The sequence below is a fragment of the Paenibacillus sp. JJ-223 genome, from assembly GCF_927798175.1.
GTDB lineage: Bacteria > Bacillota > Bacilli > Paenibacillales > Paenibacillaceae > Paenibacillus > Paenibacillus hubeiensis.
Map to the genome: position 1 here is coordinate 136,541 of NZ_CAKMMP010000016.1, position 23,963 is coordinate 160,503.

Sequence of the window (23,963 nt, forward strand, 5' to 3'; positions counted from 1 at the left end):
TCGCAAGACAACTTATTTTTTGAGGTTGTAGAAACCTTTGAGACCATTGTATTGAGCCAATTCGCCCAGTTGGTCTTCGATGCGGAGCAATTGGTTGTACTTCGCGATACGGTCTGTACGGGAAGGTGCACCTGTTTTGATTTGTCCAGCGTTAGTAGCAACCGCGATGTCAGCGATTGTGCTATCTTCGGACTCACCGGAACGGTGGGAGATAACCGCTGTGTATCCTGCACGTTTAGCCATTTCGATCGCATCGAACGTTTCAGTCAATGTACCGATTTGGTTCACTTTGATCAGGATGGAGTTACCGATTCCTTTTTCGATACCTTGAGCCAGACGCTCAGTGTTCGTTACGAACAAGTCGTCACCAACGAGTTGTACCTTGTCACCCAATTTCTCAGTGAGCAATTTCCAACCTTCCCAGTCGTCTTCGGACATACCGTCTTCGATCGTGATGATTGGGTATTTATCAACCCAAGAAGCCAGAAGGTCAACATACTCAGCGGAAGTGTAGGATTTGCCTTCGCCAGCCAATGTGTATTTACCATCTTTGTAGAACTCAGTGGAAGCTACGTCCATACCCAGGAATACGTCAACGCCTGGTTTGTAACCTGCTTTTTCAATAGCTTCGATGATTGTAGTGATTGCTTCTTCGTTGGACTTCAGGTTCGGTGCGAAGCCGCCTTCGTCACCTACAGCTGTGTTCAGGCCTTTGGAGCTCAGAACGGATTTCAGGTTGTGGAAGATTTCTGCGCCTACGCGAAGAGCTTCTTTGAAGCTTGGTGCTCCAACAGGAAGAACCATGAACTCTTGAACGTCGATGTTGTTGTCAGCATGCTCACCACCGTTGATGATGTTCATCATTGGTACTGGAAGTGCTTTAGCGTTGAATCCGCCCAGGTATACGTACAATGGCAGGTCCAGAGCGTCGGCAGCCGCGCGAGCTACAGCCATGGATACAGCCAGGATTGCATTAGCACCCAATTTTCCTTTGTTTGGCGTACCATCCAAAGTGATCATCAATTTGTCGATACCCAGTTGATCCAGAGCGTCCATGCCGATTACTTCTGGAGCAATGATTTCGTTTACGTTCTTAACAGCTTGCAGAACGCCTTTACCCATGTAACGGGATTTGTCGCCATCGCGAAGCTCAACAGCTTCGTGGGCACCAGTGGAAGCACCGGATGGAACGATTGCGCGTCCGATTGCGCCGGACTCCAGATATACTTCAACCTCAACAGTAGGGTTACCGCGGGAATCGAGGACCTCGCGAGCGTACACGTCAGAAATGATAGTCATGAGTGATAATCTCCTTTGTAGTTGGAATTTTTATTTGGGACCCACTTACGTTTGCACTGATTCACTACGTCCGCAGAATCGCCTTCCGATCGCTAATTATCCCCTGATTTCTTTGAACTTATTTTCATAAGTTGAAATCATGTGATAAAGGCGACCGCTTCGCTGCTCCAGGCTATTTCTGTTTCCTCCGTTCATTGTGCAAACTTCACACGTCTCATAGAAAAATTATTTGCGGGCAGCGATGACGGATGTTCCCGTCATTTCTTCCGGTTTTGGCAGCTGCATCAGGTCGAGAATCGTTGGCGCGATATCCGCCAAAATTCCGCCTTCGCGCAGCGTTACGTTTTCGTCCGTTACGATGAACGGAACCGGATTGGTTGTATGTGCAGTGAACGGACGTCCCTGCTCGTCAAATACCATATCCGCGTTACCATGGTCAGCCGTGATCAGCACAACGCCGCCTTTGGCAAGAACAGCTTCAACGACGCGGCCCATGCATTCATCTGTCGCTTCAACCGCCTTGATGGTAGGCTCCAGCAAACCGGAGTGTCCGACCATGTCAGGGTTGGCAAAGTTCAGGATGATCGCATCGTGTTTATCCGATTCAATCTCACGCACCGCTGCGTCAGCCACTTCATAAGCGCTCATCTCCGGCTTCAGGTCGTATGTTGCGACCTTCGGCGAGTTGATCAGCACGCGAGTTTCGCCTGGAAGCTCCACATCGCGGCCGCCGCTGAAGAAGAACGTTACGTGAGGATATTTTTCGGTTTCTGCAATGCGCAGCTGTTTTTTGCCTTGCTGTACGAGAACTTCGCCCAGCGTGTTGTCCAAGTTTTTCGGCTCGTAAGCCACAAAACCATCCACTGTCTCGCTGAACAATGTCAAGCACACAAAGTGCAGGCCTTCAGGGAATTTCGGTCCACGATCGAAACCGCGGAAATCCTTGTTGGTGAATACCTGCGACAACTGGATCGCGCGGTCAGGACGGAAGTTGAGGAATACGACGGAGTCGCCGCTTTCCACGAGACCTACCGGTTGACCGTCCGCTTTGACGATGACCGTTGGTTCAACGAATTCGTCGAACACGGATTTTTCGTACGATTCTTCGACCGCTTTGAGCGGGTCAGTATACTGCGGACCTTCGCCATAAACGATGGCACGATAGGATTTCTCCACGCGCTCCCAACGTTTGTCGCGGTCCATCGCATAATAACGGCCTTGGACCGTTGCGATCTGTCCGATACCAACCTCTTCGATTTTGGCGATCAGTTTTTTCATGAAGTCTTTACCGCTATCCGGCATAACGTCGCGACCATCCATGAAAGCATGAATGTACACGTCATTCATTCCTTCTTTTTTGGCCAGGTCCAGCATGGCAAACAGGTGATCGATGTGGCTATGTACGCCGCCATCGGACAACAGGCCATACAGGTGCAGTTTTTTGCCGTTTTGCTTTGCTTCGCGCACCGCTTTGACGAGCGTTTCGTTTTCGAAAAACTCACCTTCGCGAATGGACTTCGAGATCCGGGTCAAGTCTTGATATACGATGCGGCCTGCACCGATATTCAAATGGCCTACCTCGGAGTTACCCATTTGCCCTTCAGGCAAACCAACAGCTTCGCCGCAAGCGGTAAGCGTGGTGTGAGGGTATTTGCTCATGTATTTGTCGTAGTTCGGTTTGTTGGCTTGTGCCACGGCATTACCTTCCACCGTGTTACGGAGTCCGAAACCGTCCATGATGATCAATGCTACCGGTTTTGGTGCTGTCATCTTACTTCGCCCCCTCAACAAGCGCGATAAACGAAGCTGGCTGCAGGCTGGCACCGCCAACGAGCGCACCATCGATGTCGCTTTGTCCGAGGTATTCTGTTACGTTCTCAGGTTTAACGCTGCCGCCGTATTGAATGCGGACTGCATCAGCAACCTTCTCGTCGTACAGATCCTTCACGAGGCTGCGGATGTAAGCAATAACTTCATTCGCATCTTGGGAAGTGGAGGATTTGCCTGTACCGATCGCCCAGATTGGCTCATAAGCGATAACCACTTGAGCTGCTTGCTCAGCGGAAAGACCTGCAAAAGCAGCTTCGGTTTGCACTTTGCAAACGTCTTTCGTTTGATCCGCTTCGCGCTCTTCAAGCGTCTCACCAAGGCAGAAGATTGGAGTCAATCCGTGACGGAATGCGGCATGCATCTTTTTGTTAACAGTTTCATCAGTTTCCGCGAAATATTGACGACGCTCCGAGTGGCCGATGATCACATAGTCCACGCCGAGGTCTTTCAGCATAACGCCGCTGATTTCGCCTGTGAATGCGCCGTTGTCTTCGAAGTGAAGGTTTTGGGCACCGATTTTGATGTTTGTTCCTTTAACGGCTTCGACGAGGGCTGGCAGATTGGTAAAAGGCGCACAAATGACCGTTTCAACGCCATCAACCTCCGCTTTGCCTTTGACTTCCTGAATGAAGTCAGTAGACTCGGAAACCGTTTTGAACATTTTCCAGTTACCTGCGATAATTGGTGTTCTCATCTGTTTCAACTCCTTCATGCTATAGCTTAAAGCTTACTTGTCGTTTAATGCAACTACGCCTGGAAGCTGTTTGCCTTCCATGAATTCGAGGGAGGCACCGCCACCTGTGGAGATGTGGTCCATTTTGTCAGCCAGCTTGAATTTCTCAGCCGCTGCAGCAGAGTCTCCGCCACCGATTACAGTGTAAGCGTCTGTTGTTGCGCATGCTTCCGCTACCGCACGAGTACCGTGGGAGAATGGCTCGATTTCAAATACGCCCATTGGTCCGTTCCAAACAACGAGTTTGGAGTTTTTGATCACGTCAGCGTAAATCTCGCGCGTTTTAGGACCGATGTCGATTCCTTCCCAATCCGCAGGGATGTCGCCTACTTCAACGATCTTAGTGTTAGCATTTGCGCTGAAGTCATCGGAGATCACGATATCCACCGGCAGGTAGAAGTTTTTGCCCAGTTTTTTTGCTTTTTCGATGAAGCCCAGAGCAACGTCCAGTTTGGACTCGTCGAGCAGGGATTGACCCACTTCAAAGCCTTGTGCCTTCATGAATGTGTAGGACAGGCCGCCACCGATGATTACGTTGTCTGCGATGTTAAGCAGGTTGTCGATGACATCGATTTTGTCTTTTACTTTGGAACCGCCGATAATTGCCGTGAAAGGACGGTCAGGGTTGGACAATGCTTTACCCAAAACCTCCAGTTCTTTCTCCATCAGCAAACCGGATACGGCTGGCAGCAGGTGAGCGATGCCTTCTGTGGAAGCGTGTGCTCTGTGCGCCGCGCCAAATGCATCGTTGACGAATACGTCAGCCAGTTCGGCAAACGCTTTTGCCAATTCCGGATCGTTTTTCTCTTCGCCAGCGTGGAAACGCACGTTTTCAAGCAGCAGAACGTCGCCGTTTTTCAGTTCGGCAACTTGCGCTTTTACAGCTTCACCGATCGAATCGTCAGCTTTGACTACCGGTTTGCCCAGCAGTTCGGACAAGCGCTCGGCAGCCGGAGTCAGACGCATGGACTCGACAACTTCGCCTTTTGGACGTCCCAGGTGGCTCGCCAAAATAACCTTTGCGCCTTTTTCGATCAAGTAGTTGATCGTAGGCAGGGTTTCGCGAATACGTTTGTCATCTGTAATTTTACCATCTTCGAGCGGCACATTGAAATCTACACGTACAAATACCTTTTTACCGTTCAATTCGATATCGCGTACACTTTTTTTGTTCATTGGTCGTTCCTCCGCACCCATGTATTTTGTGCATGATCATGGGGCCAGAATAGCCCTGTTCATGCCGGTGTTTTTGAGAAATTTGCAAAAGGTTGATAGATAAAGAGCGGAAACAACAATAGCTCTGTTTCCGCTCTATGATGATGCAGATATTACTTGATCATTTTTGCAAAGTGCTCCAATGTGCGAACCAATTGAGCTGTGTAGGACATTTCGTTGTCGTACCAAGCTACAGTTTTAACCAGTTGTTGGTCGCCCACAGTCAGAACTTTAGTTTGAGTTGCATCGAACAGGGAACCGAAAGTGATGCCCACGATGTCGGAAGATACGATTTCGTCTTCTGTGTATCCGAAAGTTTGCGGATCGGAAGCTTCTTTCATTGCTGCGTTAACTTCTTCAGCCGTTACTTTTTTCTCCAGAACCGTTACCAGCTCAGTCAGGGAACCTGTTGGTGTTGGTACGCGTTGAGCTGCACCATCCAATTTGCCTTGCAGTTCAGGGATAACCAGACCGATTGCTTTAGCAGCACCAGTTGTGTTAGGAATGATGTTTTCAGCCGCTGCGCGAGCACGACGGAAGTCACCTTTAGGGTGCGGAGCATCCAGCGTGTTTTGGTCGCCAGTGTAAGCGTGGATTGTAGTCATCAAACCTTGAACGATTCCGAATTTGTCTTGCAGTGTTTTTGCCATAGGAGCCAGGCAGTTTGTTGTGCAAGATGCGCCGGAGATTACAGTTTCAGTACCGTCGAGGATGTCATGGTTTACGTTGTAAACGATGGTTTTCATGTCGCCAGTAGCTGGTGCGGAGATAACCACTTTTTTAGCGCCGCCTTTAAGGTGTTTCTCAGCAGCTTCTTTTGTTGTGAAGAAACCAGTACATTCCAGAACGATGTCTACGCCCAGGTCGCCCCAAGGCAGTTCTTCTGGGTTACGGTTAGCGATAACTTTAACTTCTTTGCCGTTCACTTTGAAGAAACCGTCGTGTACTTCAACTTCGCCGTCGAAACGACCTTGAGTTGTATCATATTTAAGCAAATGCGCGAGCATTTTAGCGTCAGTCAAGTCGTTGATTGCTACAACTTCGATGCCTTCTACATTTTGAATGCGGCGGAATGCCAAACGACCGATACGTCCAAAACCGTTAATACCTACTTTAATCATGAGTAAGTTCCTCCCAAGTTTTGATTAGTTTTGTATGAAGCTTTATATATTCAAGACAGACGGTGAGGTCCGTCAAGACAACTGAATTACGATACGAATAGGAAAAGCAATCAGTCCAACTCGGCGACGATGACTTTCGCCGCGGCCTCGTCGATGATCAGAATATCTTCCTGGCCGAACCGGAGCACCGAATGAATGGCAGCTGCCTTGCTGGCGCCGCCCGCAATGCCGATGACCACGTCCGTCCTTTCGATATCCTGCAGCCGCATGCCCAGAGTGAGCATGGTATGTACCACTTCACCCTGATCGTTGAAGTAATAACCGTAAGATTCGGATACTGCCCCTTGCTCCTTGAGCTCTTCCAAGATCTCCGGTGCAAGCTTGCGCCTCCGCGCCATCTCCACGGCATCGCCGATTCCGTGAATGACTATCCGCGATTTGCGGATCAGCTGAAGAATCTCTTGCACGCTCGGGTCCTGAATCAGCGATTCATAAGCGTGATCACTTAGCAAATCCGGTACATGCAGGAGTTTGTATTGTGCTCCCGCCCGCTTTGCCATCGTGGATGCAATCGTATTGGCCTGAATTTCAAGGCTTTCTCCCAGCCCGCCCCGCGCAGGCACGAACCAGACGCCTTTGAGTGAGGTCGGCAGCGTCAATTGCTCCGCAACTTCGGCCGTCGTTGAGCCGCCCGTGACAGCTACAACATCATTATCGTTCATAACACTGCTCAGCGCTTTCGCTCCGGCCTTGCCCAATTCCCGCTTGGCCAGCGGTGAGGCATCCGAATCGCCGGGAACGACGACTACCTTTTGCAGACCGTAGGCTTGCATGATGCGTTCTTCCAGTTCGGACAATCCGAACAGCTCTTTGGCTACCGGCTCCAATTGCTGCAGCAACTCAAGCCCCGCCTCGCTGATCTTCATCCCCGCGCTGTCGATTTCAATTAGTCCCTGAGCCTTCAACAGATCGGTCTCAGCTCTCAGAACCCGCTCGGTCATCTGCATGGAATTGGCTAACGTTCTTCGTCCGATCACATCCGATAACATGATCTGGTGGAGAATCGTATACCTCTTCTTCAAGACATCCATGAGATCAGGCAGAAGCTGCTTTTGCACTTCTAAAATCTTTCGCATGCTTTCCACTCCCGCAAGCTTCTCGTTCCAAGCTCATATCATGGCCCTAAAATGTCCCGGGTTAACTTTTTAAGTCCCACGTATATTCTACCTAAAACTGACGCGACATGCAAGTGTTTCAAAGGCCCATTTCATCCCGTTTCAGGGCGTTTTCACGCGCAATTTTTCACAATCCTGCCACGGCAACTTGTAGTCCGCATTCGGCATACTATATATAGAAGATCGGCTGCTTTCGCATCTATATATTGCCCTTGCAAACCAGAAGACCGCACACCAACAAACCTCTTATAGCATGTACCGAAAGCAGTTCTTTATCCGCATATTTTCAGCATGATCATTTTCGGCACATTCCAAACGATTTCTTTCGAATCATCTGCTTGCAATTGATTGGGTCATGAGCTATAATCATTATTGCTGTCACATATTTGATTGATTGTGCGCCCGTGGTCCAATGGATATGACGTAGGCCTCCGAAGCCTGAGATCCAAGTTCGATTCTTGGCGGGCGCGCCATTTTTACTTTGCTTTCATAAGTTGTTTAACCAGTGAAACCGGAGAGGTTTCTTTTTTTTCAAAGTTAGTTTGACTTTCTTTGACTTTTTGATTGAAATTGTTTATGATGTGGTTAATACGGTAACAGTTTAAATATAACCACCAAATTTAACATCACATTTCCGAGGAGGTTTTTCACGTGAGTTACATTCCTATGGTCGTTGAACAAAGCAATCGCGGCGAACGCGCTTATGACATTTATTCCAGATTGCTGAAGGATCGCATTATCTTCCTTGGTAGCGACGTCAATGACGTTGTCGCAAACTCTATCATTGCACAGATGCTGTTCCTGACTGCGGAAGATCCGGAGAAAGACATTCACTTATACATCAACAGCCCTGGCGGATCCATCACAGCCGGTATGGCGATCTATGACACGATGCAGTTTATTAAACCAGATGTATCGACCATCTGTGTGGGTATGGCGGCATCCATGGGCGCGTTCCTGCTCAACGCTGGCGCCAAAGGCAAACGTTTCGCGCTGCCGAACAGCGAAATCATGATCCACCAACCGCTGGGCGGAGCACAAGGCCAAGCCTCCGACATCGAGATTCGCGCACGCCGCATCCTGAAAATGCGCGATACCTTGAACCGCATCATTGCCGAGCGCACAGGCCAACCGCTGGAGCGCATCGAGAAAGACACCGACCGCGACTACTTCATGACTGCTGCCGAAGCTGCAGAATACGGTATCGTAGATAAAGTTATCGAAAACGTAGGTGCACAAGGCGTATAAGCCGCAGTGCCACATCTATAATCGTTAAAGATCGACTTGTCGCATTTTGCTGACAGACGATCCAACAAAAGGGCGCCCCGCACGTGAACAACGTGACGGAGACGCCCTTTTCGCATAGTTGATGCGTTTTTACAAAGGTGATATCTTACGAACCTCACACACGTTATTCGCCGATATTTCGCCCTTACAGAACTTTAATGAACCTGAGGCACGTTATTCACCCAGTAAATCACCTTTAAAGTACAATTTCACCATAATAGCGATCATGATGTTCATTAGAATTTTAACCAGCTGTTTTTGGAACCGATAAGGTGTATGAAGTTCCTCAAAAAGAGAGCACTGGCCACCAAACATTTCTGTTCGGCAACCAATGCCCTTCTCCTTATCTCACATTCGATTCAACTCACTCACACATGACCGAATCGCATCATACGATCTGCCTACTTATTTATCCGCACTTACATTGCTGAATGGCTCGCTGCCCTTCGGCAGGATTTCTTTGTACGTAAACGGGAATTCCGGGAATCCTTGCGCATACGCCGTGTACTCATACAGTTGGAAGAAGACCACGATGCCCGTAGGCGTTACATAGAAATCCTGATCCTTGTTCAATCCTTTGTAGCCATCGAGGTAACCACCCAGCGCTTTCAGTTGTTCCCCTACCTTTTTGCCAATCGTCTGACGCATGGAAGCATTGTTTTGCAGCACGTCATCGAGGCTCAATGCCTTGCCCGTGTCTAACGCAAACGTATGACCGGTGCGAGTCGTCATGCCATGTGCGCCCGCATAATCTTCATAACGTTCGGTAATCAGCCCAAGCACGCCGTTTTCATTATAAGTAACCACATACGAGCTTTGGAAGCCGTATGGGCGGTTGGCTTCAGGCGCCCCGATTTCTTTAACTTGATTTTTGAAGCTTGCCACAAACGCGTCGGATTCGTCCTTCAGCACTTTATTGATCGCCTTTTCGGCGTTCGCATTGGCCAGCCCGCTCACCTGAGGGTACTTAATATCCACCGTGGCGTTTTTCAACGTTACTTTCGTTGTTGCCGATTTAACAACGATGTTGTTTTGCTTCACTTTGCTCAGGGTCAGTGTTTTGGTTTTGACATCCCAATCACCCTGTACGCCCAGATAATCTCTCATGGCAGAGAACGGAATGTACAAACGACCTTGAATCAGCTTCGCTTCCACCGGCGTATAGTAGTCATTGACATAAACGATGTTCTCGCCATCCGATTTAACGATTCTCATTGTATTATTAGCTGCCGAGAGGGAATACTCTTTCTTCTTTGCATCATATTTAAGCGTGCCGCCCGCTACATCCTTCACGGCTGTAAGGGATACCCACGTCGAACCGTTTTGCAGAAGCCCTTTTTGCGAGAGTGTTTTTCCGCCGGATTTCAACGTTACTTCAGCAGGAGCTGATACCTTCGAGGTCACCGATGCCGCCTGAACGGAATGGTCCAGCCATACCGAGCTGCCTCCCAACATTACGCCTGCCGCCAACAACGCACTTGTCCATTTTTTCAAAGATGTCATATATAAAAACTCCTCTCCCATGATCCCATCGAGTTATATTGCGTATGTAATGATGAATCGTATATCTCATACGCTCACCTCTTCATTATAATTAACCCTATTCAGGAAAGGTTTACATCTCCAGTTACAATATTGTTCGATCCGGACGCCGTTCATGAATATTTTGTCACGAACAAACGCACAAAAACGATACCAATGGACCGGATTACTTTCCACAACGTCCAGCAGCTTCTCACAACTATCCCTTCTAGGATAACCCTCACTGTTATTTTTCGAAGGATAACGGTCCGACCACCTCCGAACAACATAAATGGACCATAACTTCCGGAATTCTGCTTCCGAAGCGATGGTCCATAAAATGGCCTACCTAGTGTGAAATTCCTATTTCATTTCATACGTAATGCTCAGTGTCGTATTCACTTTTACCAGACCTGTTTCAACAGCCGTGCCTGCTTCAGCATCCGCGCTTGATTTGGAAAAGGAGCTTTCCGTCGCATACAATACCGGAGCTACCGCATCGCCTTGCGTTACGGACAATACCGAGCCCAGTTGGCGTTTGACTGCTTTTGCGATCGCCGCAGCTTTTACGTCGGCATTGGCCACAGCTTTTTCAATGACTTGAGCTTCGTATTTCTCCGGGCTCTCTACCGTGAAACGGATGTTGTCGATGCTGTTCGCGCCTGCTTGGGAAGCGTCATCCAGCAGCTCACCAACCTTGTCCAGCTCGCGATACGTTACGGAGAGCGTGTGGTATGCCGTATATCCTTTAACTTTTTGCCCGTCTTTCTCCGAATACGTGTAGTTAGGTTGTACATAGAATTGATCGGTTTGAATGTCGTCCGCACTGATTTTCCACGTGTTTTTCAACAGGTTGATCACTTTGTTGATTTTGGCAGCCGTCGCTTTCTGCGCCGATGCAGCCGTCTCTGCCGTGCTGCTCACGCCGATCGACAAATACGCCACGTCAGGCTTCACCTGAATTTCGCCTTTACCCACAACGTTAATGGTGTTTTGCTGTATTCCTTGTACCTCGGCTGCGTAAACATAACTTCCAGGCGCTACCCAAGCCGTTCCTCCTACCATCAACGTCCCTGCCACCATTACCGCAGCCAGCGGTTTCAACCACGTTTTACCCATCACAATAGCCTCCTCGAAGTATACTATTTCATTTCAGAATCGGTTTGATACTTCTACAGACGAAGCGACTGCCAAAATGTTGCAGGACAATCCCCTTAAACGCAAAAAAAAGCCCCTTTCGGGGCTTCTTCCTACGTTCAGGCTATCTTATTGGTTCTCAAGCTCTTCCTTGCTTACCAGGCTAACTAAAGCGTTTACAGCCTGTTCGGCGTCCGCGCCTTCGGCACTAATTTGGATTTCCGTACCAGTGCTGATCGCAAGGCTCATGATCCCCATAATGCTTTTCGCGTTAACTTTCTTGTCTTCTTTCTCAACAAACACTTCAGAAGAATACTTATTCGCTTCTTGAACGAACAATGCAGCAGGTCTGGCATGGAGACCCGTTTTCAAACGGACTACTACCGGGTGCTTTGTCATATAACTTACCCCCCTATAGGAAATCTGGACATTAAATACACAATTATATTTATAGCAATTATACCATTAACCCGTGAAGGAAACTACAAAAAAAACATTGGACAATCCCAAAAGATTCCGCAGCTTCCCTCCACGCGTTAACCATGGCGTTCACTTCGTACTTTCTCAGCCAGTTCATCGATCTTGCGCAGCCGGTGATTCACTCCGGATTTGCTTACCGTTCCTTTGAGCAGCTCGCCCACTTCCTTCAGGTTGATGTCGGGATGCGCAAGCCTAACTTCAGCCACCTCCCGAAGTTTCTCGGGCAGCGCTTCAAGGCCGATCTCCTTCTGCAGCAGCTTGATGTTATCGATTTGCCTTACCGCGGCGCCGATCGTTTTGTTCAGGTTGGCCGTTTCGCAATTGACGATCCGGTTTACGGAGTTGCGCATATCGCGCATGATGCGTACGTCCTCGAACTTGAACAACGCCTGATGCGCCCCGATGATGCTGAGCAGTTCAATGATTTTCTCGCCTTCCTTGATGTATAGGATGAATCCTTTTTTCCTTTCTATACACCGGGCGTTCAGATGAAACTCATTCGCCAAATCCACCAAGGCCTGGCAGTGCTCTTCGTACATGGATGCAATCTCCAAGTGATAGGAGGAGCCTTCCGGATTGTTGACCGATCCCCCGGCCAAGAATGCTCCGCGAAGGTATGCGCGTTTACAGCAATTTTTTTTCAGCAATTCCCGATTAATGCCTGGCGTGAACAGGAAACCTTCCGACACGATGTACAGTTCCTTCAAAATCTCCTGAACCATGGACGGAATCCGAACAATATACACATTGTTCTTTTTCAGCCTCATTTTTTTGCGAACGAGCAGTTCCGTATGCACCGGAAAGTGCTTTTTGAGCAAAGAGTATGCACGGCGCGCAATGGCGGCATTCTCCGTCGAAATATCCAATATGACTTTTCTATTCGATAGCTGCACCGCACCAAGCATACGGATAAGGGCTGAAAGTTCCGCCTTTTCGCAGCACGGCTCGCTTTCGATCAGCGTTAATTCTTTTTTGGTCTGTGCTGCAAACGACATGAGACTTCACCTCTTCCGTAACATCCAATTTTGTACCAGCTGGAAAATATGATGGCTGAGTTTCTCAGCATCGTGGCGCAGATAAGTCCGGAACAGAACCAGCGTATCCGCAACTACCTGATAGCCTGCGCTTTTCAGGACATTCATATCCAGAACGACCGGTTTTGATCCCTTTTCTGCATATCTATTCTGAACTTGCAGCGGAATATCACCATTATTTACGATGACATAGTCAAAAAGCTGGTGCCCGACATGATCATATACGGCTTTAAGGTGATCGCTCACCGTATAATCGTCGGTTTCCCCAGGCTGCGTCATCACATTGCATATAAACAATTTTACCGCATTGGCCTCAACGACCGCTTCGGCCAGTTTCGGGACAAGCAGATTAGGCAAAATGCTCGTATACAAACTCCCTGGTCCGATCAGAATGGCGTCGGCTTGACGGATGGCCTCGACGGCCTCTGGCAACGGCTCCACGTGATCCGGTTCAAGGAAAACACGTTTGATCCGTCCCCCGGCCTCGGGGATTTTCGATTCGCCCGTAATAATCGTACCATCTTCCATCTCGGCATGCAGCACAACGGCCTGCCCGGCAGCAGGAAGAACCTGCCCGCGAACGGCAAACACGCGGCTAAGCTCCCGCACTGCGGTTACGAAGTCGCCCGAAATATCCGTCATGGCAGCCAAAATCAGGTTGCCCAGGCTGTGGCCTGCAAGCCCCGAGCCTGTATTGAAACGATAGCTGAGCATATCCGAAAGCAATGGCTCCACATCGGCCAGCGCAGTGAGCACATTGCGAATGTCGCCCGGAGGCGGCATTTGCAGCTCATTGCGCAGGATGCCGGAGCTTCCGCCGTCATCGGCAACCGTGACGATGGCCGTGATGTCCATCGGTTTTTCCTTCAAGCCGCGCAGCATCACAGACAATCCCGTTCCGCCGCCCATGACGACAATTCTCGGACGTTCTCTTCGTGGTCCGGCCTCTTTCATCCCTTCACCCTCTTCAATGACGATCCCGATCAGCGTCGCGGTGACTCACCGTCACAGCCTCGGTTTCGCTGGTACCCAGCATTTTGCCCAAATATTCCGAGATCGCGACAGAACGGTGTTTCCCGCCCGTGCAGCCGATTCCGATTATGACTTGGCTCTTGCCTTCCTTTTTGTACTGCGGAATCAAAAAGTGCAGCATATCGAGCAATTTGGTCAGGAACGACTGCGTTTCGGGCCATTTCATGACGTATTCATACACTTCGCTGTTCTGACCCGTGTTTGGACGCAAATGATCAATGTAATGCGGATTTGGCAGGAAACGAACATCGAATACAAGGTCTGCGTCAATTGGAATGCCGTATTTGAATCCGAATGACGTGATGTTTACTGACAGCATATTGCTTTCCAGATGGGAAAAACGGGAAATGATCCGCTCTTTCAACTGAGCCGGTTTCAACGTGCTTGTATTCAGTACCTGTGTCGCCGAAGTTTTGAGTTCCTCCAGCATTTTTCGTTCAAGCCGTATGCCGTCCAGCGGCATGCCTTCAGGCGCAAGCGGGTGTCTGCGCCGGCTCTCTTTATAGCGCTGTACAAGCACGGAATCGGTCGCATCCAGGAACAGAATTTCGCAGTGGATCGTAAAATGATCCTTGATGTAACTTAAGGACTCGGACAGCGCCGTAAAGAACTCCCGTCCCCTCAGATCGATCACCAGCGCCACTTTGCCGATTTTGCCGTTCGATTGCTCGATCAGCTCCGCGAATTTCGGAATCAGCACGGGCGGCAGGTTGTCGACGCAGAAAAAGCCGAGATCCTCCAAACTTTGCACCGCAATGGTTTTACCCGCTCCGGACATGCCCGTAATGATAATGAGCGTGGCGCTTTTGCCCGATGAAACTTCACTCTCAAGCATAATGTTCCCCTCCTTATCATATTGCCGCCCTACCGTCTTGTTGCACGTACACTACGAACGAAGATGAAGACCTGCCGCACCTACGATACCCGCATCATTGCCCAGCGTAGCTTCCAGAATGCGTACGCCTTCCTGCAGCGGTTCCGGCGTCAATTGGGAAAATACCGAACGCACTTCGTCAAACAGGAAATCCCCAGCTTTGGATACGCCGCCACCGATAATGAACAGTTCCGGGTTGATGACCGCCGCAACGGCTGCCATGGACTTGCCCAGGTAAAATGCTGCACGGTTCACGATGCGCAGAGCGACTTCATCGCCTGCTTTGGCAGCGTCGAACACTTCTTTTGCCGCAATCTTGTCAACCAGTGCCAGCGACGTATGATCGCCGCGCTCCACCGCATCTTTCGCCATGCGAATGATTCCCGTCGCGGAGGAAACGGTTTCCACGCACCCCATCTTGCCGCATCCGCACTGGATCGCTTCCAGATCAGGCACCACGCTGATGTGTCCCAGCTCCCCTGCCATGCCGGAGAAGCCTTGATAGATTTTGCCGTTCAGGATCAATCCCCCGCCTACACCCGTACCGAGTGTATAGCAGACGCAATTGTCCACGCCTTTACCGGCCCCGGCCCATGCCTCGCCAAGTGCAGCCACGTTTGCATCGTTATCTATTTTGACCGGCTTGCCCAAACGTTCCTCCAAAATGGAACGAATGGCCACATTCCGAAATCCGATGTTAGGGGCCAGAACGATAATGCCCTCGCGTACATTGGTGAAACCGGCCACGCCGGCTCCTACACCCTGAAGCTGATCCCAGCTGTATGGGGACTCGGCAACGATATGACGGACATATTTCTCAATGTTGTCGACAACGCGGTCCACGCCCTGACTCACTTCTGTCGGCCCTTCGTACGTATGCAAAAGCTGACCTTGATCATCGCATATACCGACCTTGATTGCTGTTCCGCCGAGATCGACCCCAACGTAGATTTTCTCAGACATGCTGCAAGCCACCTTTATCTATCTAAAATAGTTTATCCTACCTACCAACTATAATTGAAGGATACCCCGGGGTCAAGACGATAGAAACTGTGATAGAACGCGTTCCGAGCCCTCTTGTGAGCCGCATCACAGCTCTGCCGAAACACCCCTTTTCACCCTCCTTCTTTTATTCAAACGCAAGCTCGCCCTTCCGGCACCATGCTGCCGGCAGCCTCAACTCATGATATTGCCCAATCATTCGTTCCATGCCCAAAACATGACAGTTGTCATCCGAATGTCATGACAACCCTTACTAATGTCACGTCCTCTCATTTCGTATGATGAAATCAGCCATTAGAACTGAACAAAAGGACGTGAATCCATAATGAAACCGGCAGTGATCCAGCTTGATCATGTGAGTAAACGATTTGGAAGCAAACATGCCGTGGGCGATATATCTCTCCACGTGGAACAAGGAACGGTTGTGGCCATCCTGGGCCCCAACGGAGCAGGCAAAACGACGACGATCCGAATGATGCTCGGCCTCTCCACCCCTACCTCGGGCCGCATCACGGTGCTCGGCAAAGCGCCCGAAGACAAGGCCGTCCGCCAAAAAATCGGCGTCATGCTCCAGGACGTAAGCGTCATGGACGGTATTACCGTCCGCGAAATGATCAACCTGGTGCGCGGCTACTATCCCTCCCCGCTCGATGCGGAACAGATCATGCAGCTTACCGGCTTGCAGCCGAAAGACATGAACAAGCGCGCAGAGAAGCTGTCCGGCGGCCAAAAGCGCAGCCTGGGTTTTGCTTTGGCGATGGCGGGAGATCCGGAAGTGCTCTTCTTCGACGAACCGACCGTCGGCCTGGATGCGGAAGCCCGCAGACATTTCTGGAACCATGTACGCGAACTGGCGGGAAGGGGAAAGACCGTTATTTTCACCACCCACTATCTTCAGGAGGCGGACGAAGCTGCCGATCGTATTATCTTGTTCCATAATGGCAAGGTTGCAGCGGACGGAACGCCTGACAGCATCAAAGCGGGAATGTCCCGGCGCACGCTGTCTTTCGCCATCTCGGATCCATTAAAGACCGAAAGCAGCCCGAGCAGCTCACCTGAGCCTTCGCCGAATATGCGCAAACTCGTGGAGGATCTGCCCGGCGTGGACCAAATCGAATACAAGAAAGGTCGCTGCGTTCTGTACGCCGGCGATACCGATGCACTGATTCGCCAAATTGTGGAGCGTCAGCTTCCGGTGCGGGACATCCGCATTGAAGCCGGACAGCTCGATGAAGCTTATGCCCAATTCGTCGAAACCCTGAAGGAGGACGTTTAACATGTCGATGTCGATGCTGATTGCCCAATCCAAAGTCGAAATGCTCCGCATGTCGCGCAACGTTTATTTTGTATTCTGGTCCCTGATGATCCCGGTTGCGTTCTATGTGCTGTACACCCGAATCTTCGATACGGGCACCAGCGATGCGGAAGCGTGGAACGCGCATTACCTGATGTCCATGACCTGTTTCAGCATCATGGGTTCCTCCATCATGACGCTGGGCATCCGGCTCGTACAGGAACGCGCACACGGCTGGTCAACCTTCCTGCAGGTCACTCCGCTGCCAGGCTCCATCTACTTCGCCGGTAAAATGGTCGGCCAGACCGCCATTCATCTTTGCTCCATCGTCATCATTTTTACCGCCGGCTACCTCATCAACGGCGTAGAACTGACTGCCTCTCAATGGATCGGCTCCGCGCTGTGGATTCTCGCCGGATCGCTGCCGTTTCTGGCGCTTGGCACCTGCATCGGCACATTCCGCCGGGTTGACACGGCGAGCGGCTTGAGCAACATGCTGTACTTGGCGCTTGCCCTGCTCGGAGGCATGTGGATGCCGCTGGACGTTATGCCCGAATGGCTGGCACGCATCGGCAGCTGGCTGCCATCCAACAGCTTTGGCAACGGGGCATGGAATATCGCAGCTGGCCAAGCGCCCGCTTTACGCGATATCCTGATTTTGGCGGCATACTTGGCGGGTTTTATGTTACTATCCACATATATCCGCAGAAAGCAAAAGGAGGCGTAACACACACGCATGCTTCGGCGCTTTGAACTTTTCCCGAACCGGTACGGCTTCTATCCTTATATATGGTTGATTTATCTCGCCATGCCGGTCTACTACTTGTGGAATTCGCGGGGAACCGTGCTCTACGTCGGCTTGACCGCTTTTATCGTGTTTATCGTAACTTACAGGCAGCTGTACATGACGGCCGGAACCGCCAAATTTTCGTACTGGCTTTGCCTGCAAATGTTGACCGTTCTGGTGCTGTCGCTGATCATCGACCCCAATATGTTCTTCCTGGGGTTCTTCTCGGCCAATTTTATCGGATGGTACGCAGACAAACGTTTGTTTCGACTGTTTCTGCTGATCTTTGCCATCGTACAGACGGTTCCCGTCGCGCTGCGCATCACCGAACTGACCGCGGACCAGCTGATGTTCTTTACCCCGTTTTACCTGATCATGCTCGTGTCCCCCTATGGCATACGCACCATGATCGACCGGCAGAACCTGGAGGTACGATTGGATGAGGCGCAGCAGCACATCAAAGAGCTGGTTAAGCGCGAAGAGCGGATGCGCATCGCCAGGGATCTGCACGACACGATGGGACATACGCTATCCCTGATCACGCTCAAGAGCGAACTGGTCGCCAAACTGATCCCCAAAAATCCCGAGCGGGCACTGCAGGAAGCCCGCGAAATCGAACGCACGTCCCGCGCGGCGCTCCGGGAAGTCCGGCAGCTGGTGTCGGACATGAGGGCCATCAGCATTCCCGAGGCTCTCGCCGATGCCAAAGAAATGCTGCGCAGCGCTGAAATCGAGCTTCACATGGCGGGGGAACAGGAATCTTGGAGCGACGTGCCCGAGTTGACGCAAAACATGATCGGTCTATGCTTGCTCGAAGCGGTAACCAACATCGTCAAGCACAGCCAGGCTACACGCAGCATGATCCGCATGGAACGGACCCGTTACGGGATCGGCATCACCGTAAAGGACAACGGCATTGGATTGGAGAACCCGGAGGAAACAGCCGGGAACGGATTAAAAGGCATGGGTGAACGGCTCGGCCTCATTGACGGTTCACTGAGAATCTCCTCCGACCAAACCGGAACGGAGCTTGTCCTTTCCTTTCCGCTGATCGCCAGTAAAATGCAAGGAGGAGTGTCATCATGATTCGAATACTGATCGCCGAAGATCAACGCATGCTGCGGGGAGCGCTCGCTTCCCTGCTTGATCTGGAGGATGATTTGCAGGTGGTCGGCGAGGCCGGCAATGGCGAAGAAGCATTGCAGCTTATTGCTTCCCTCCAACCCGACCTTTGCCTGATGGACATTGAAATGCCCGTCATGACCGGGCTGGACGTGGCTGAACGCATTCAGCAGCAGGGCTTGTCCTGCAAGGTCATCATTCTTACCACCTTTGCCCGGCCCGGCTTCCTGGAACGGGCCATCCAAGCGGGCGTGAAAGGCTACCTGCTCAAGGACGAGCCGAGCGACAGGCTCGCCGAAGCCATCCGCCGCGTCATGAACGGCGGGCGCGAAGTGTCCCCGGAGCTTGTGTTCGGTGCATCAAAGGAAGCCAACCCCTTGACCGAACGCGAGAAAGAGGTGCTGCGGCTGGCCGCTACAGGCTTGAATGCCAACCATATTGCCGCTTCCTTGCACCTCTCGTACGGTACGGTACGAAATTACTTGTCCGAGGCATTCAATAAGCTGGAAGCCAAAAATCGCATGGAGGCCGTCAGCATTGCCGAGAAAAAGGGCTGGCTGTAGCCGGAATGCCACGGAAGCCGATACGATACCATGGATGGGCCATGCCGTCTGCTGCAGGCCGATCCGGCTTTGGTTTCCGGCGCATATGGTCCGCAGGCATGCATGCGAAAAAACGCCTTCCCGACATGGGAGGCGTTTTTCCTTTTTTCCAAATTTCAACCATTGCTGCAATGTCAGCGTACTGAGATCCAAGCTTTATGGCTTCGATTCCACCCGCACCGGTTCGTCCGTTTTCTCCATGCGGTTCACATCCAGAATGTCCAGCAGGAAGACAAAAATCGGAATCCCGATGATCAAGCCCCAGATGCCGAGGAAATGCTGGGACAGGATCAGCACGATAAAGGTGTAGAACATCGGCAATTTTGTTTTGTGCGCCATCAGCTTCGGATTCAGGAAATACGTTTCGAGCGCGTGAATGACGATGATCATGAGAACGACGATAATGACCATTTGCAGTCCGCCGATTTGATATCCGATCAAGCACAATGGCACCAGGGAGATGATCACCCCCGCCACAGGAACCAGACTGAGTGCAAACACCAGAATGGTCAATGCGAACAGGTACGGAAATCCGAGAATCCATAACCCCAGAATGGTCAAAATCGTATTGAATACGGCAATCATCAACTGGGCCTCGATCACTTTGCCAAAGGAAGATACGAATTTATCCCCCAGGTATGCAACCTCTTTATAAAACCAGCCAATTTTGCTCTCTTTGAACTTGGATGTAAATTTGAAGATTTCTTGCTTTTGGAGCAGGAAGAACAAGCTTAGAATGATGACGAGCAGAATGAATTCCAGCCATTTGCTCAGCGCCAGAATGTATTTCAATGCTCCGTTCGTGTAGTTCTTGATATCAAACGATTGCAGGTAACCTGCGATTTTGGACGTAAAATTGTCGCCGTCGGCGCTATCCAGAAACTTGATGATCTCGTTGGTCAACTGGATGACCTGGTCCACGATCCTCGGTGAATACCTCGAAATCCCCAATACAATGGCCGCAATCACAATCAGGTATAACAGAATGACGACCACTTTATAATTTATCGGAAACAATTTGTTCAGCTTTGCCGTAATGAATTGTTGCAGCCGGTTCATGACGTACGTCACCAAAAACAGCAGCAAAATCATGTGCAGCATGCTTCCCATGCTAAATAGGATCAAACAGAACAGCAGGAGGATTAGAAACCGTCTCACTGTTGCGTTCTGAAGCCACTCCCTTACCATTTCCCCCAATTTCTTCACCTCACACCTAGTATGCGCCCTATGTATACGATCTCCAGCTTATTTGGTTTCAAAAAAGAGAAGCCTTCCGGCTTCTCTCGTCAATCCATGAGACTTCCCGACGTCTCTTTCCTATAGTTTATGCAAAAAAACACCCTCGCCATGCTTAGAGATCCAACGTCTCGCTCCAGTCGTGAACCATTTCGCCCTCAAGGAACTTTTCGCAATCCATGGCCGCCATGCAGCCTGAGCCCGCAGCCGTAACGGCCTGACGATATCTCGTGTCCTGCACGTCTCCGCAAGCGAACACGCCTGGAACGTTGGTTTCCGTCGTTCCCGGTTTGACGAGAACATACCCATGGTCATCCAGCGTGATCTGGTTGCCCAGGAAGCCTGTATTCGGCGTATGTCCAATCGCCACAAAGACGCCATCCGCCTCCAAAAACTCTTCCTGCCCGGTCTCGTTGTTCCGTACCTTAAGGCCTTTGACGCCCAGCCCTTCCGCTTGGACCTCAAGCGGTGTACGGTTCAATGCCCACTTCACCTTTTCGTTGCTGCGCGCCCGATCCTGCATGATTTTCGAAGCTCGCAGCTCGTCGCGGCGATGCACCAGCGTCACTTCGGTTGCGAAGCGGGTCAAGAAACTCGCCTCCTCCATGGCGGAATCGCCTCCGCCAACGACAATCAGCTTTTTCCCGCGGAAAAAGAAACCGTCGCACGTCGCGCATGTGCTGACGCCACGCCCAACATTTTCCTGCTCGCCCGGTATGCCGAGATAACGCGCAGAAGCACCGGTCGAGATGATCACGGCATCGGCTTCCAGCTCGCCAACGCCTTCTACTTTGATCTTAAAGGGACGTTGGCTGAAATCGACTTCCTCCACCCATCCGTTTCGGAACTCTGCTCCAAAACGCTCAGCTTGTTTGCGCATGTTATCCATGAGTTCAGGCCCCATGATTCCCTGAGGGAACCCCGGGAAGTTTTCCACTTCGGTTGTCGTCGTCAATTGACCTCCAGGTTGAAGACCTTCGATCACCAGCGGGTTCAGATTGGCCCGTGCCAGATAGATCGCTGCTGTCAGCCCTGAAGGGCCTGTTCCGATCACGATTGCTCTGTGCTTAGACATATAGATTCAGCCTCCTTGGTAAGGTTGAGAATGGATTGACCCGTGAACTTCAATAATGACCCTGTTAAGCCCATCAGTTAAGTTTACCCGTTTTCCAACCCGTTATATCCTTCCACAACGGATCGAATCTTTCCACAAACCCTCTTTACCAGGCACTCGATCTTCCGTTGTTCAACCGAGCAAAGCCATTTCGATGTTCTAAACGGTTGGCAGCGTTTCATTGCAGACCTGGCTAATCTGGCGGGCATATTTGCTCACGGTTGCGGCCGAGATGCCATAACGTTCCGCAATGCTCTGATAAGTTACGGAACGATGATACGCTTTGGCGGCAACATATTCCAGGCCGGCTGCCCAACACTCAATCTGCTTTGCATTCGGCTTCTCGGAAGGCATCCGGGACACAAAGTCGTTCCACACCCGCTCCGCCTCCTGCCGCAGCTCTGCGGCAGATCCGGTCATTTGCACCACGCGTTCCACTACGGCCTGCCATGATGGGGAAGATCCAGCCGGATCCTCCTTCTTTGCGGCAAGCTGTTCCTTTGAAGCCGATTGGCCCCTTACCATGGTGACGAGCACCGGAGAAGACGTTTTCTTCCCCTTGGTCTCAGCCTCGGATTGGCGAAGCTGGTTCAGAACCGAGCTGGCAACGTGAAGCAGTTCATCATCTTCATCGGCAGCTTCATCCACAAACGTCTGAAGTGCCTGCTGCACTTCATAATCGCCGATCATGGCCAGCGCTTGGATAACCTGAAGCTTCGTTGCGCGATCCCCGTGGCGCAGTGCCCAGAAGAATGACGAGCGGATGAGCGGATCGTTTCTCATTTCCTCCGGAATGCCGTCGCCGGCATGCTCCCATTGCCGAAACTGCTCATCAAAAGGCAAATGGTAATGGTAGCTCAGCATTTGGGGCTCCGCCTCTCCTTGCCGCACCTGCTCCAGACCGGACAGATAGAATCCGGAAACCTCGGAAGTCGGGTCAAGCCTGCCCGCATGCCGCCACAACCGTTCTGCCGCATCATATCGTCCGGTATTGAAAGCCGCAACCGCCGCATAATGCACAAGCGCAGGATCCGCAGCGGTCTCTTCGTTCTTCAGCAAACGTCGGAAATGGCCGTATGCCGGTTCGTGCTGTCCAAGAATACCCATCGTGGTCGCCAGTTTGTATACCTGCTCTTCCTGGAACGGAACCATGACGCGCAGCTTGTGGATGAGCTGCAACACCTGATCCGGACGGTTTTCGTTCTGGTAGAAAATCGCCAGGTTGCACAAGGCGTGCAAATTGCCCGGTTCCTGTTTCAGCACCTCGGCAATCGTTTCCCGCGCTTTATCGAACAGCCCCATATAATAGTAAGATAACGCCAAATTGTTGCGGGCAGCCAAATAATCGGGGTAGTCCGGCTGCATGCTCTCCAGCAGCTCGGCAGCCTGGGCAAACTTCCCTTGCTCCAGAAACTCGCGTGCCTGATCGTGCTCAACCACGCCTTTGCGCGATTTGATCTGATTCAGCTTCGCCGGACGATCGAGCTCATAATAGAGCAGCTCCATCATCTCCTCCGCTTCGGCCATGAACTGACCCTGCGGGTCCTCCTCCAAATAGGTTACCAACGCCTGCTCCGCCTCTTCGAAACGGTTCATGTTGGCATAATTGTTCGCCATGTAAAAATAACATTCCGTCATCGACGGATCGACAATGTCAAGTACGTGTGCAAGCACGGCATTGGAGCCCTCGTAATCTCCCTTCTCCGATAAAATGCCTGCCATATTGCAATGATTGACCGGATTGTCCGGCTCGTATTCTACCGCTTTGCGAAAATATTTCAATGCCTTGTCGACATGATTTCGGTCCAGCGAGCGGACCGCTCTTTCGAAAAAGAAAGACGCATCCAAATGAATCGGTATAATATTGGCAAGGTGTCCCTTAGCCCGCAGTAGCTTGCCCTTCATCCACCAAGGCACCTCCTCTTAGCTTTTCATTCATACTCTCCAGTATACCACATCTTGAGGGCCTCATCTCAATATGCAGTTTCATGGGGTTTATGCAAAAATTGCAAAAAAAAATGACGGCTCCTTCCTGATTGTTGAAGGGCACGTCATCTTTTGGGTCTGC

The 23,963-nt window shown here is 51.0% G+C and carries 21 protein-coding genes and 1 tRNA gene; 6 read left to right on the forward strand and 16 right to left on the reverse strand.

The window, feature by feature from the left end:
• Positions 1 to 12: 12 nt before the first annotated feature.
• From eno to L6H98_RS24865, 6 genes are all read right to left on the reverse strand, one after another.
• The gene (gene eno, locus L6H98_RS24840) at positions 13 to 1,299 is read right to left on the reverse strand and encodes a phosphopyruvate hydratase (RefSeq protein ID WP_236420373.1); all 1,287 of its coding nucleotides are present in this window, start codon (positions 1,297 to 1,299) and stop codon (positions 13 to 15) included.
• A 225-nt stretch (positions 1,300 to 1,524) separates the two neighbouring features.
• Positions 1,525 to 3,069 carry a 2,3-bisphosphoglycerate-independent phosphoglycerate mutase gene (gpmI, locus tag L6H98_RS24845; protein WP_236420374.1) on the reverse strand — a complete coding sequence of 515 codons (1,545 nt, stop codon included), beginning with the start codon at positions 3,067 to 3,069 and terminating at the stop codon, positions 1,525 to 1,527.
• Between the two features lies 1 nt (position 3,070).
• Positions 3,071 to 3,823 carry a triose-phosphate isomerase gene (gene tpiA / locus L6H98_RS24850; protein WP_236420375.1) on the reverse strand — a complete coding sequence of 251 codons (753 nt, stop codon included), beginning with the start codon at positions 3,821 to 3,823 and terminating at the stop codon, positions 3,071 to 3,073.
• Between the two features lie 33 nt (positions 3,824 to 3,856).
• Positions 3,857 to 5,038 (reverse strand): phosphoglycerate kinase, encoded by a 1,182-nt coding sequence (locus tag L6H98_RS24855; RefSeq protein WP_236420376.1) that lies wholly within the window; start codon positions 5,036 to 5,038, stop codon positions 3,857 to 3,859.
• Positions 5,039 to 5,190: 152 nt separating this feature from the next.
• Entirely contained in the window at positions 5,191 to 6,198 is a 1,008-nt protein-coding gene (gene gap, locus L6H98_RS24860; protein WP_236420377.1) for a type I glyceraldehyde-3-phosphate dehydrogenase, read from the reverse strand.
• A gap of 110 nt (positions 6,199 to 6,308) precedes the next feature.
• On the reverse strand, positions 6,309 to 7,334 hold the full coding sequence (locus L6H98_RS24865) for a sugar-binding domain-containing protein (RefSeq protein ID WP_236420378.1): 1,026 nt from the start codon (positions 7,332 to 7,334) through the stop codon (positions 6,309 to 6,311).
• A 437-nt stretch (positions 7,335 to 7,771) separates the two neighbouring features.
• On the opposite strand from L6H98_RS24865, the gene L6H98_RS24870 reads away from it, so the two are divergent.
• Together L6H98_RS24870 and clpP are read left to right on the forward strand one after the other, a co-directional pair.
• Positions 7,772 to 7,846, forward strand: a tRNA-Arg gene (locus L6H98_RS24870).
• A 178-nt stretch (positions 7,847 to 8,024) separates the two neighbouring features.
• Positions 8,025 to 8,621, forward strand: a complete 597-nt coding sequence (clpP, locus tag L6H98_RS24875; RefSeq protein ID WP_290371490.1) for an ATP-dependent Clp endopeptidase proteolytic subunit ClpP — start codon at positions 8,025 to 8,027, stop codon at positions 8,619 to 8,621.
• Positions 8,622 to 9,065: 444 nt separating this feature from the next.
• Here clpP and L6H98_RS24880 read toward each other — a convergent pair whose 3' ends face one another.
• The 7 genes from L6H98_RS24880 to L6H98_RS24910 form a co-directional block, all read right to left on the reverse strand.
• Positions 9,066 to 10,163, reverse strand: coding sequence for a DUF4163 domain-containing protein (locus L6H98_RS24880; protein WP_236420379.1), 1,098 nt, complete (start codon positions 10,161 to 10,163; stop codon positions 9,066 to 9,068).
• 381 nt (positions 10,164 to 10,544) lie between these two features.
• Positions 10,545 to 11,300: an SIMPL domain-containing protein gene (locus L6H98_RS24885; protein ID WP_236420380.1), complete on the reverse strand. Its 756-nt coding sequence runs from the start codon at positions 11,298 to 11,300 to the stop codon at positions 10,545 to 10,547.
• A 147-nt stretch (positions 11,301 to 11,447) separates the two neighbouring features.
• Complete coding sequence (locus L6H98_RS24890; RefSeq protein ID WP_236420381.1) at positions 11,448 to 11,717, reverse strand: HPr family phosphocarrier protein; 270 nt, start codon at positions 11,715 to 11,717, stop codon at positions 11,448 to 11,450.
• A 137-nt stretch (positions 11,718 to 11,854) separates the two neighbouring features.
• Positions 11,855 to 12,793 carry a DNA-binding protein WhiA gene (whiA, locus tag L6H98_RS24895; protein ID WP_236420382.1) on the reverse strand — a complete coding sequence of 313 codons (939 nt, stop codon included), beginning with the start codon at positions 12,791 to 12,793 and terminating at the stop codon, positions 11,855 to 11,857.
• Positions 12,794 to 12,799: 6 nt separating this feature from the next.
• Entirely contained in the window at positions 12,800 to 13,786 is a 987-nt protein-coding gene (locus L6H98_RS24900; protein ID WP_236420383.1) for a YvcK family protein, read from the reverse strand.
• A gap of 13 nt (positions 13,787 to 13,799) precedes the next feature.
• Entirely contained in the window at positions 13,800 to 14,699 is a 900-nt protein-coding gene (gene rapZ, locus L6H98_RS24905; protein ID WP_236420384.1) for an RNase adapter RapZ, read from the reverse strand.
• 51 nt (positions 14,700 to 14,750) lie between these two features.
• The gene (locus L6H98_RS24910) at positions 14,751 to 15,701 is read right to left on the reverse strand and encodes an ROK family glucokinase (protein WP_236420385.1); all 951 of its coding nucleotides are present in this window, start codon (positions 15,699 to 15,701) and stop codon (positions 14,751 to 14,753) included.
• A gap of 364 nt (positions 15,702 to 16,065) precedes the next feature.
• Between L6H98_RS24910 and L6H98_RS24915 the strand changes: the two genes are divergently transcribed.
• From L6H98_RS24915 to L6H98_RS24930, 4 genes are read left to right on the forward strand one after another with little or no spacing between them, the layout of a single operon-like run.
• Positions 16,066 to 17,016: an ABC transporter ATP-binding protein gene (locus tag L6H98_RS24915; RefSeq protein ID WP_236420386.1), complete on the forward strand. Its 951-nt coding sequence runs from the start codon at positions 16,066 to 16,068 to the stop codon at positions 17,014 to 17,016.
• A gap of 7 nt (positions 17,017 to 17,023) precedes the next feature.
• Entirely contained in the window at positions 17,024 to 17,761 is a 738-nt protein-coding gene (locus tag L6H98_RS24920; protein ID WP_236420421.1) for an ABC transporter permease, read from the forward strand.
• 9 nt (positions 17,762 to 17,770) lie between these two features.
• Positions 17,771 to 18,907 carry a sensor histidine kinase gene (locus L6H98_RS24925; RefSeq protein WP_236420387.1) on the forward strand — a complete coding sequence of 379 codons (1,137 nt, stop codon included), beginning with the start codon at positions 17,771 to 17,773 and terminating at the stop codon, positions 18,905 to 18,907.
• The gene (locus tag L6H98_RS24930; protein WP_236420388.1) at positions 18,904 to 19,506 is read left to right on the forward strand and encodes a response regulator transcription factor; all 603 of its coding nucleotides are present in this window, start codon (positions 18,904 to 18,906) and stop codon (positions 19,504 to 19,506) included. Before L6H98_RS24925 ends, L6H98_RS24930 begins: the two co-directional genes overlap by 4 nt.
• A 195-nt stretch (positions 19,507 to 19,701) precedes the next feature.
• Here the strand turns inward: L6H98_RS24930 and L6H98_RS24935 are convergent, their stop codons facing one another.
• From L6H98_RS24935 to L6H98_RS24945, 3 genes are all read right to left on the reverse strand, one after another.
• On the reverse strand, positions 19,702 to 20,733 hold the full coding sequence (locus L6H98_RS24935; protein WP_290371491.1) for an AI-2E family transporter: 1,032 nt from the start codon (positions 20,731 to 20,733) through the stop codon (positions 19,702 to 19,704).
• A 163-nt stretch (positions 20,734 to 20,896) separates the two neighbouring features.
• Positions 20,897 to 21,856: a thioredoxin-disulfide reductase gene (trxB, locus tag L6H98_RS24940; RefSeq protein WP_236420390.1), complete on the reverse strand. Its 960-nt coding sequence runs from the start codon at positions 21,854 to 21,856 to the stop codon at positions 20,897 to 20,899.
• A gap of 198 nt (positions 21,857 to 22,054) precedes the next feature.
• A complete protein-coding gene (locus L6H98_RS24945) occupies positions 22,055 to 23,800 on the reverse strand; it encodes a tetratricopeptide repeat protein (RefSeq protein ID WP_236420391.1) in 1,746 nt (581 codons plus the stop codon).
• Positions 23,801 to 23,963: the final 163 nt, after the last annotated feature.

Bases quoted from the DNA above. Each gene is read 5' to 3' on its own strand.
- eno (WP_236420373.1), bottom strand. From the start codon at position 1,299: ATGACTATCATTTCTGACGTGTACGCTCGCGAGGTCCTCGATTCCCGC.
- gpmI (WP_236420374.1), bottom strand. From the start codon at position 3,069: ATGACAGCACCAAAACCGGTAGCATTGATCATCATGGACGGTTTCGGA.
- tpiA (WP_236420375.1), bottom strand. From the start codon at position 3,823: ATGAGAACACCAATTATCGCAGGTAACTGGAAAATGTTCAAAACGGTT.
- L6H98_RS24855 (WP_236420376.1), bottom strand. From the start codon at position 5,038: ATGAACAAAAAAAGTGTACGCGATATCGAATTGAACGGTAAAAAGGTA.
- gap (WP_236420377.1), bottom strand. From the start codon at position 6,198: ATGATTAAAGTAGGTATTAACGGTTTTGGACGTATCGGTCGTTTGGCA.
- L6H98_RS24865 (WP_236420378.1), bottom strand. From the start codon at position 7,334: ATGCGAAAGATTTTAGAAGTGCAAAAGCAGCTTCTGCCTGATCTCATG.
- L6H98_RS24880 (WP_236420379.1), bottom strand. From the start codon at position 10,163: ATGACATCTTTGAAAAAATGGACAAGTGCGTTGTTGGCGGCAGGCGTA.
- L6H98_RS24885 (WP_236420380.1), bottom strand. From the start codon at position 11,300: ATGGGTAAAACGTGGTTGAAACCGCTGGCTGCGGTAATGGTGGCAGGG.
- L6H98_RS24890 (WP_236420381.1), bottom strand. From the start codon at position 11,717: ATGACAAAGCACCCGGTAGTAGTCCGTTTGAAAACGGGTCTCCATGCC.
- whiA (WP_236420382.1), bottom strand. From the start codon at position 12,793: ATGTCGTTTGCAGCACAGACCAAAAAAGAATTAACGCTGATCGAAAGC.
- L6H98_RS24900 (WP_236420383.1), bottom strand. From the start codon at position 13,786: ATGAAAGAGGCCGGACCACGAAGAGAACGTCCGAGAATTGTCGTCATG.
- rapZ (WP_236420384.1), bottom strand. From the start codon at position 14,699: ATGCTTGAGAGTGAAGTTTCATCGGGCAAAAGCGCCACGCTCATTATC.
- L6H98_RS24910 (WP_236420385.1), bottom strand. From the start codon at position 15,701: ATGTCTGAGAAAATCTACGTTGGGGTCGATCTCGGCGGAACAGCAATC.
- L6H98_RS24915 (WP_236420386.1), top strand. From the start codon at position 16,066: ATGAAACCGGCAGTGATCCAGCTTGATCATGTGAGTAAACGATTTGGA.
- L6H98_RS24920 (WP_236420421.1), top strand. From the start codon at position 17,024: ATGTCGATGCTGATTGCCCAATCCAAAGTCGAAATGCTCCGCATGTCG.
- L6H98_RS24925 (WP_236420387.1), top strand. From the start codon at position 17,771: ATGCTTCGGCGCTTTGAACTTTTCCCGAACCGGTACGGCTTCTATCCT.
- L6H98_RS24930 (WP_236420388.1), top strand. From the start codon at position 18,904: ATGATTCGAATACTGATCGCCGAAGATCAACGCATGCTGCGGGGAGCG.
- L6H98_RS24935 (WP_290371491.1), bottom strand. From the start codon at position 20,733: ATGGTAAGGGAGTGGCTTCAGAACGCAACAGTGAGACGGTTTCTAATC.
- trxB (WP_236420390.1), bottom strand. From the start codon at position 21,856: ATGTCTAAGCACAGAGCAATCGTGATCGGAACAGGCCCTTCAGGGCTG.
- L6H98_RS24945 (WP_236420391.1), bottom strand. From the start codon at position 23,800: ATGAAGGGCAAGCTACTGCGGGCTAAGGGACACCTTGCCAATATTATA.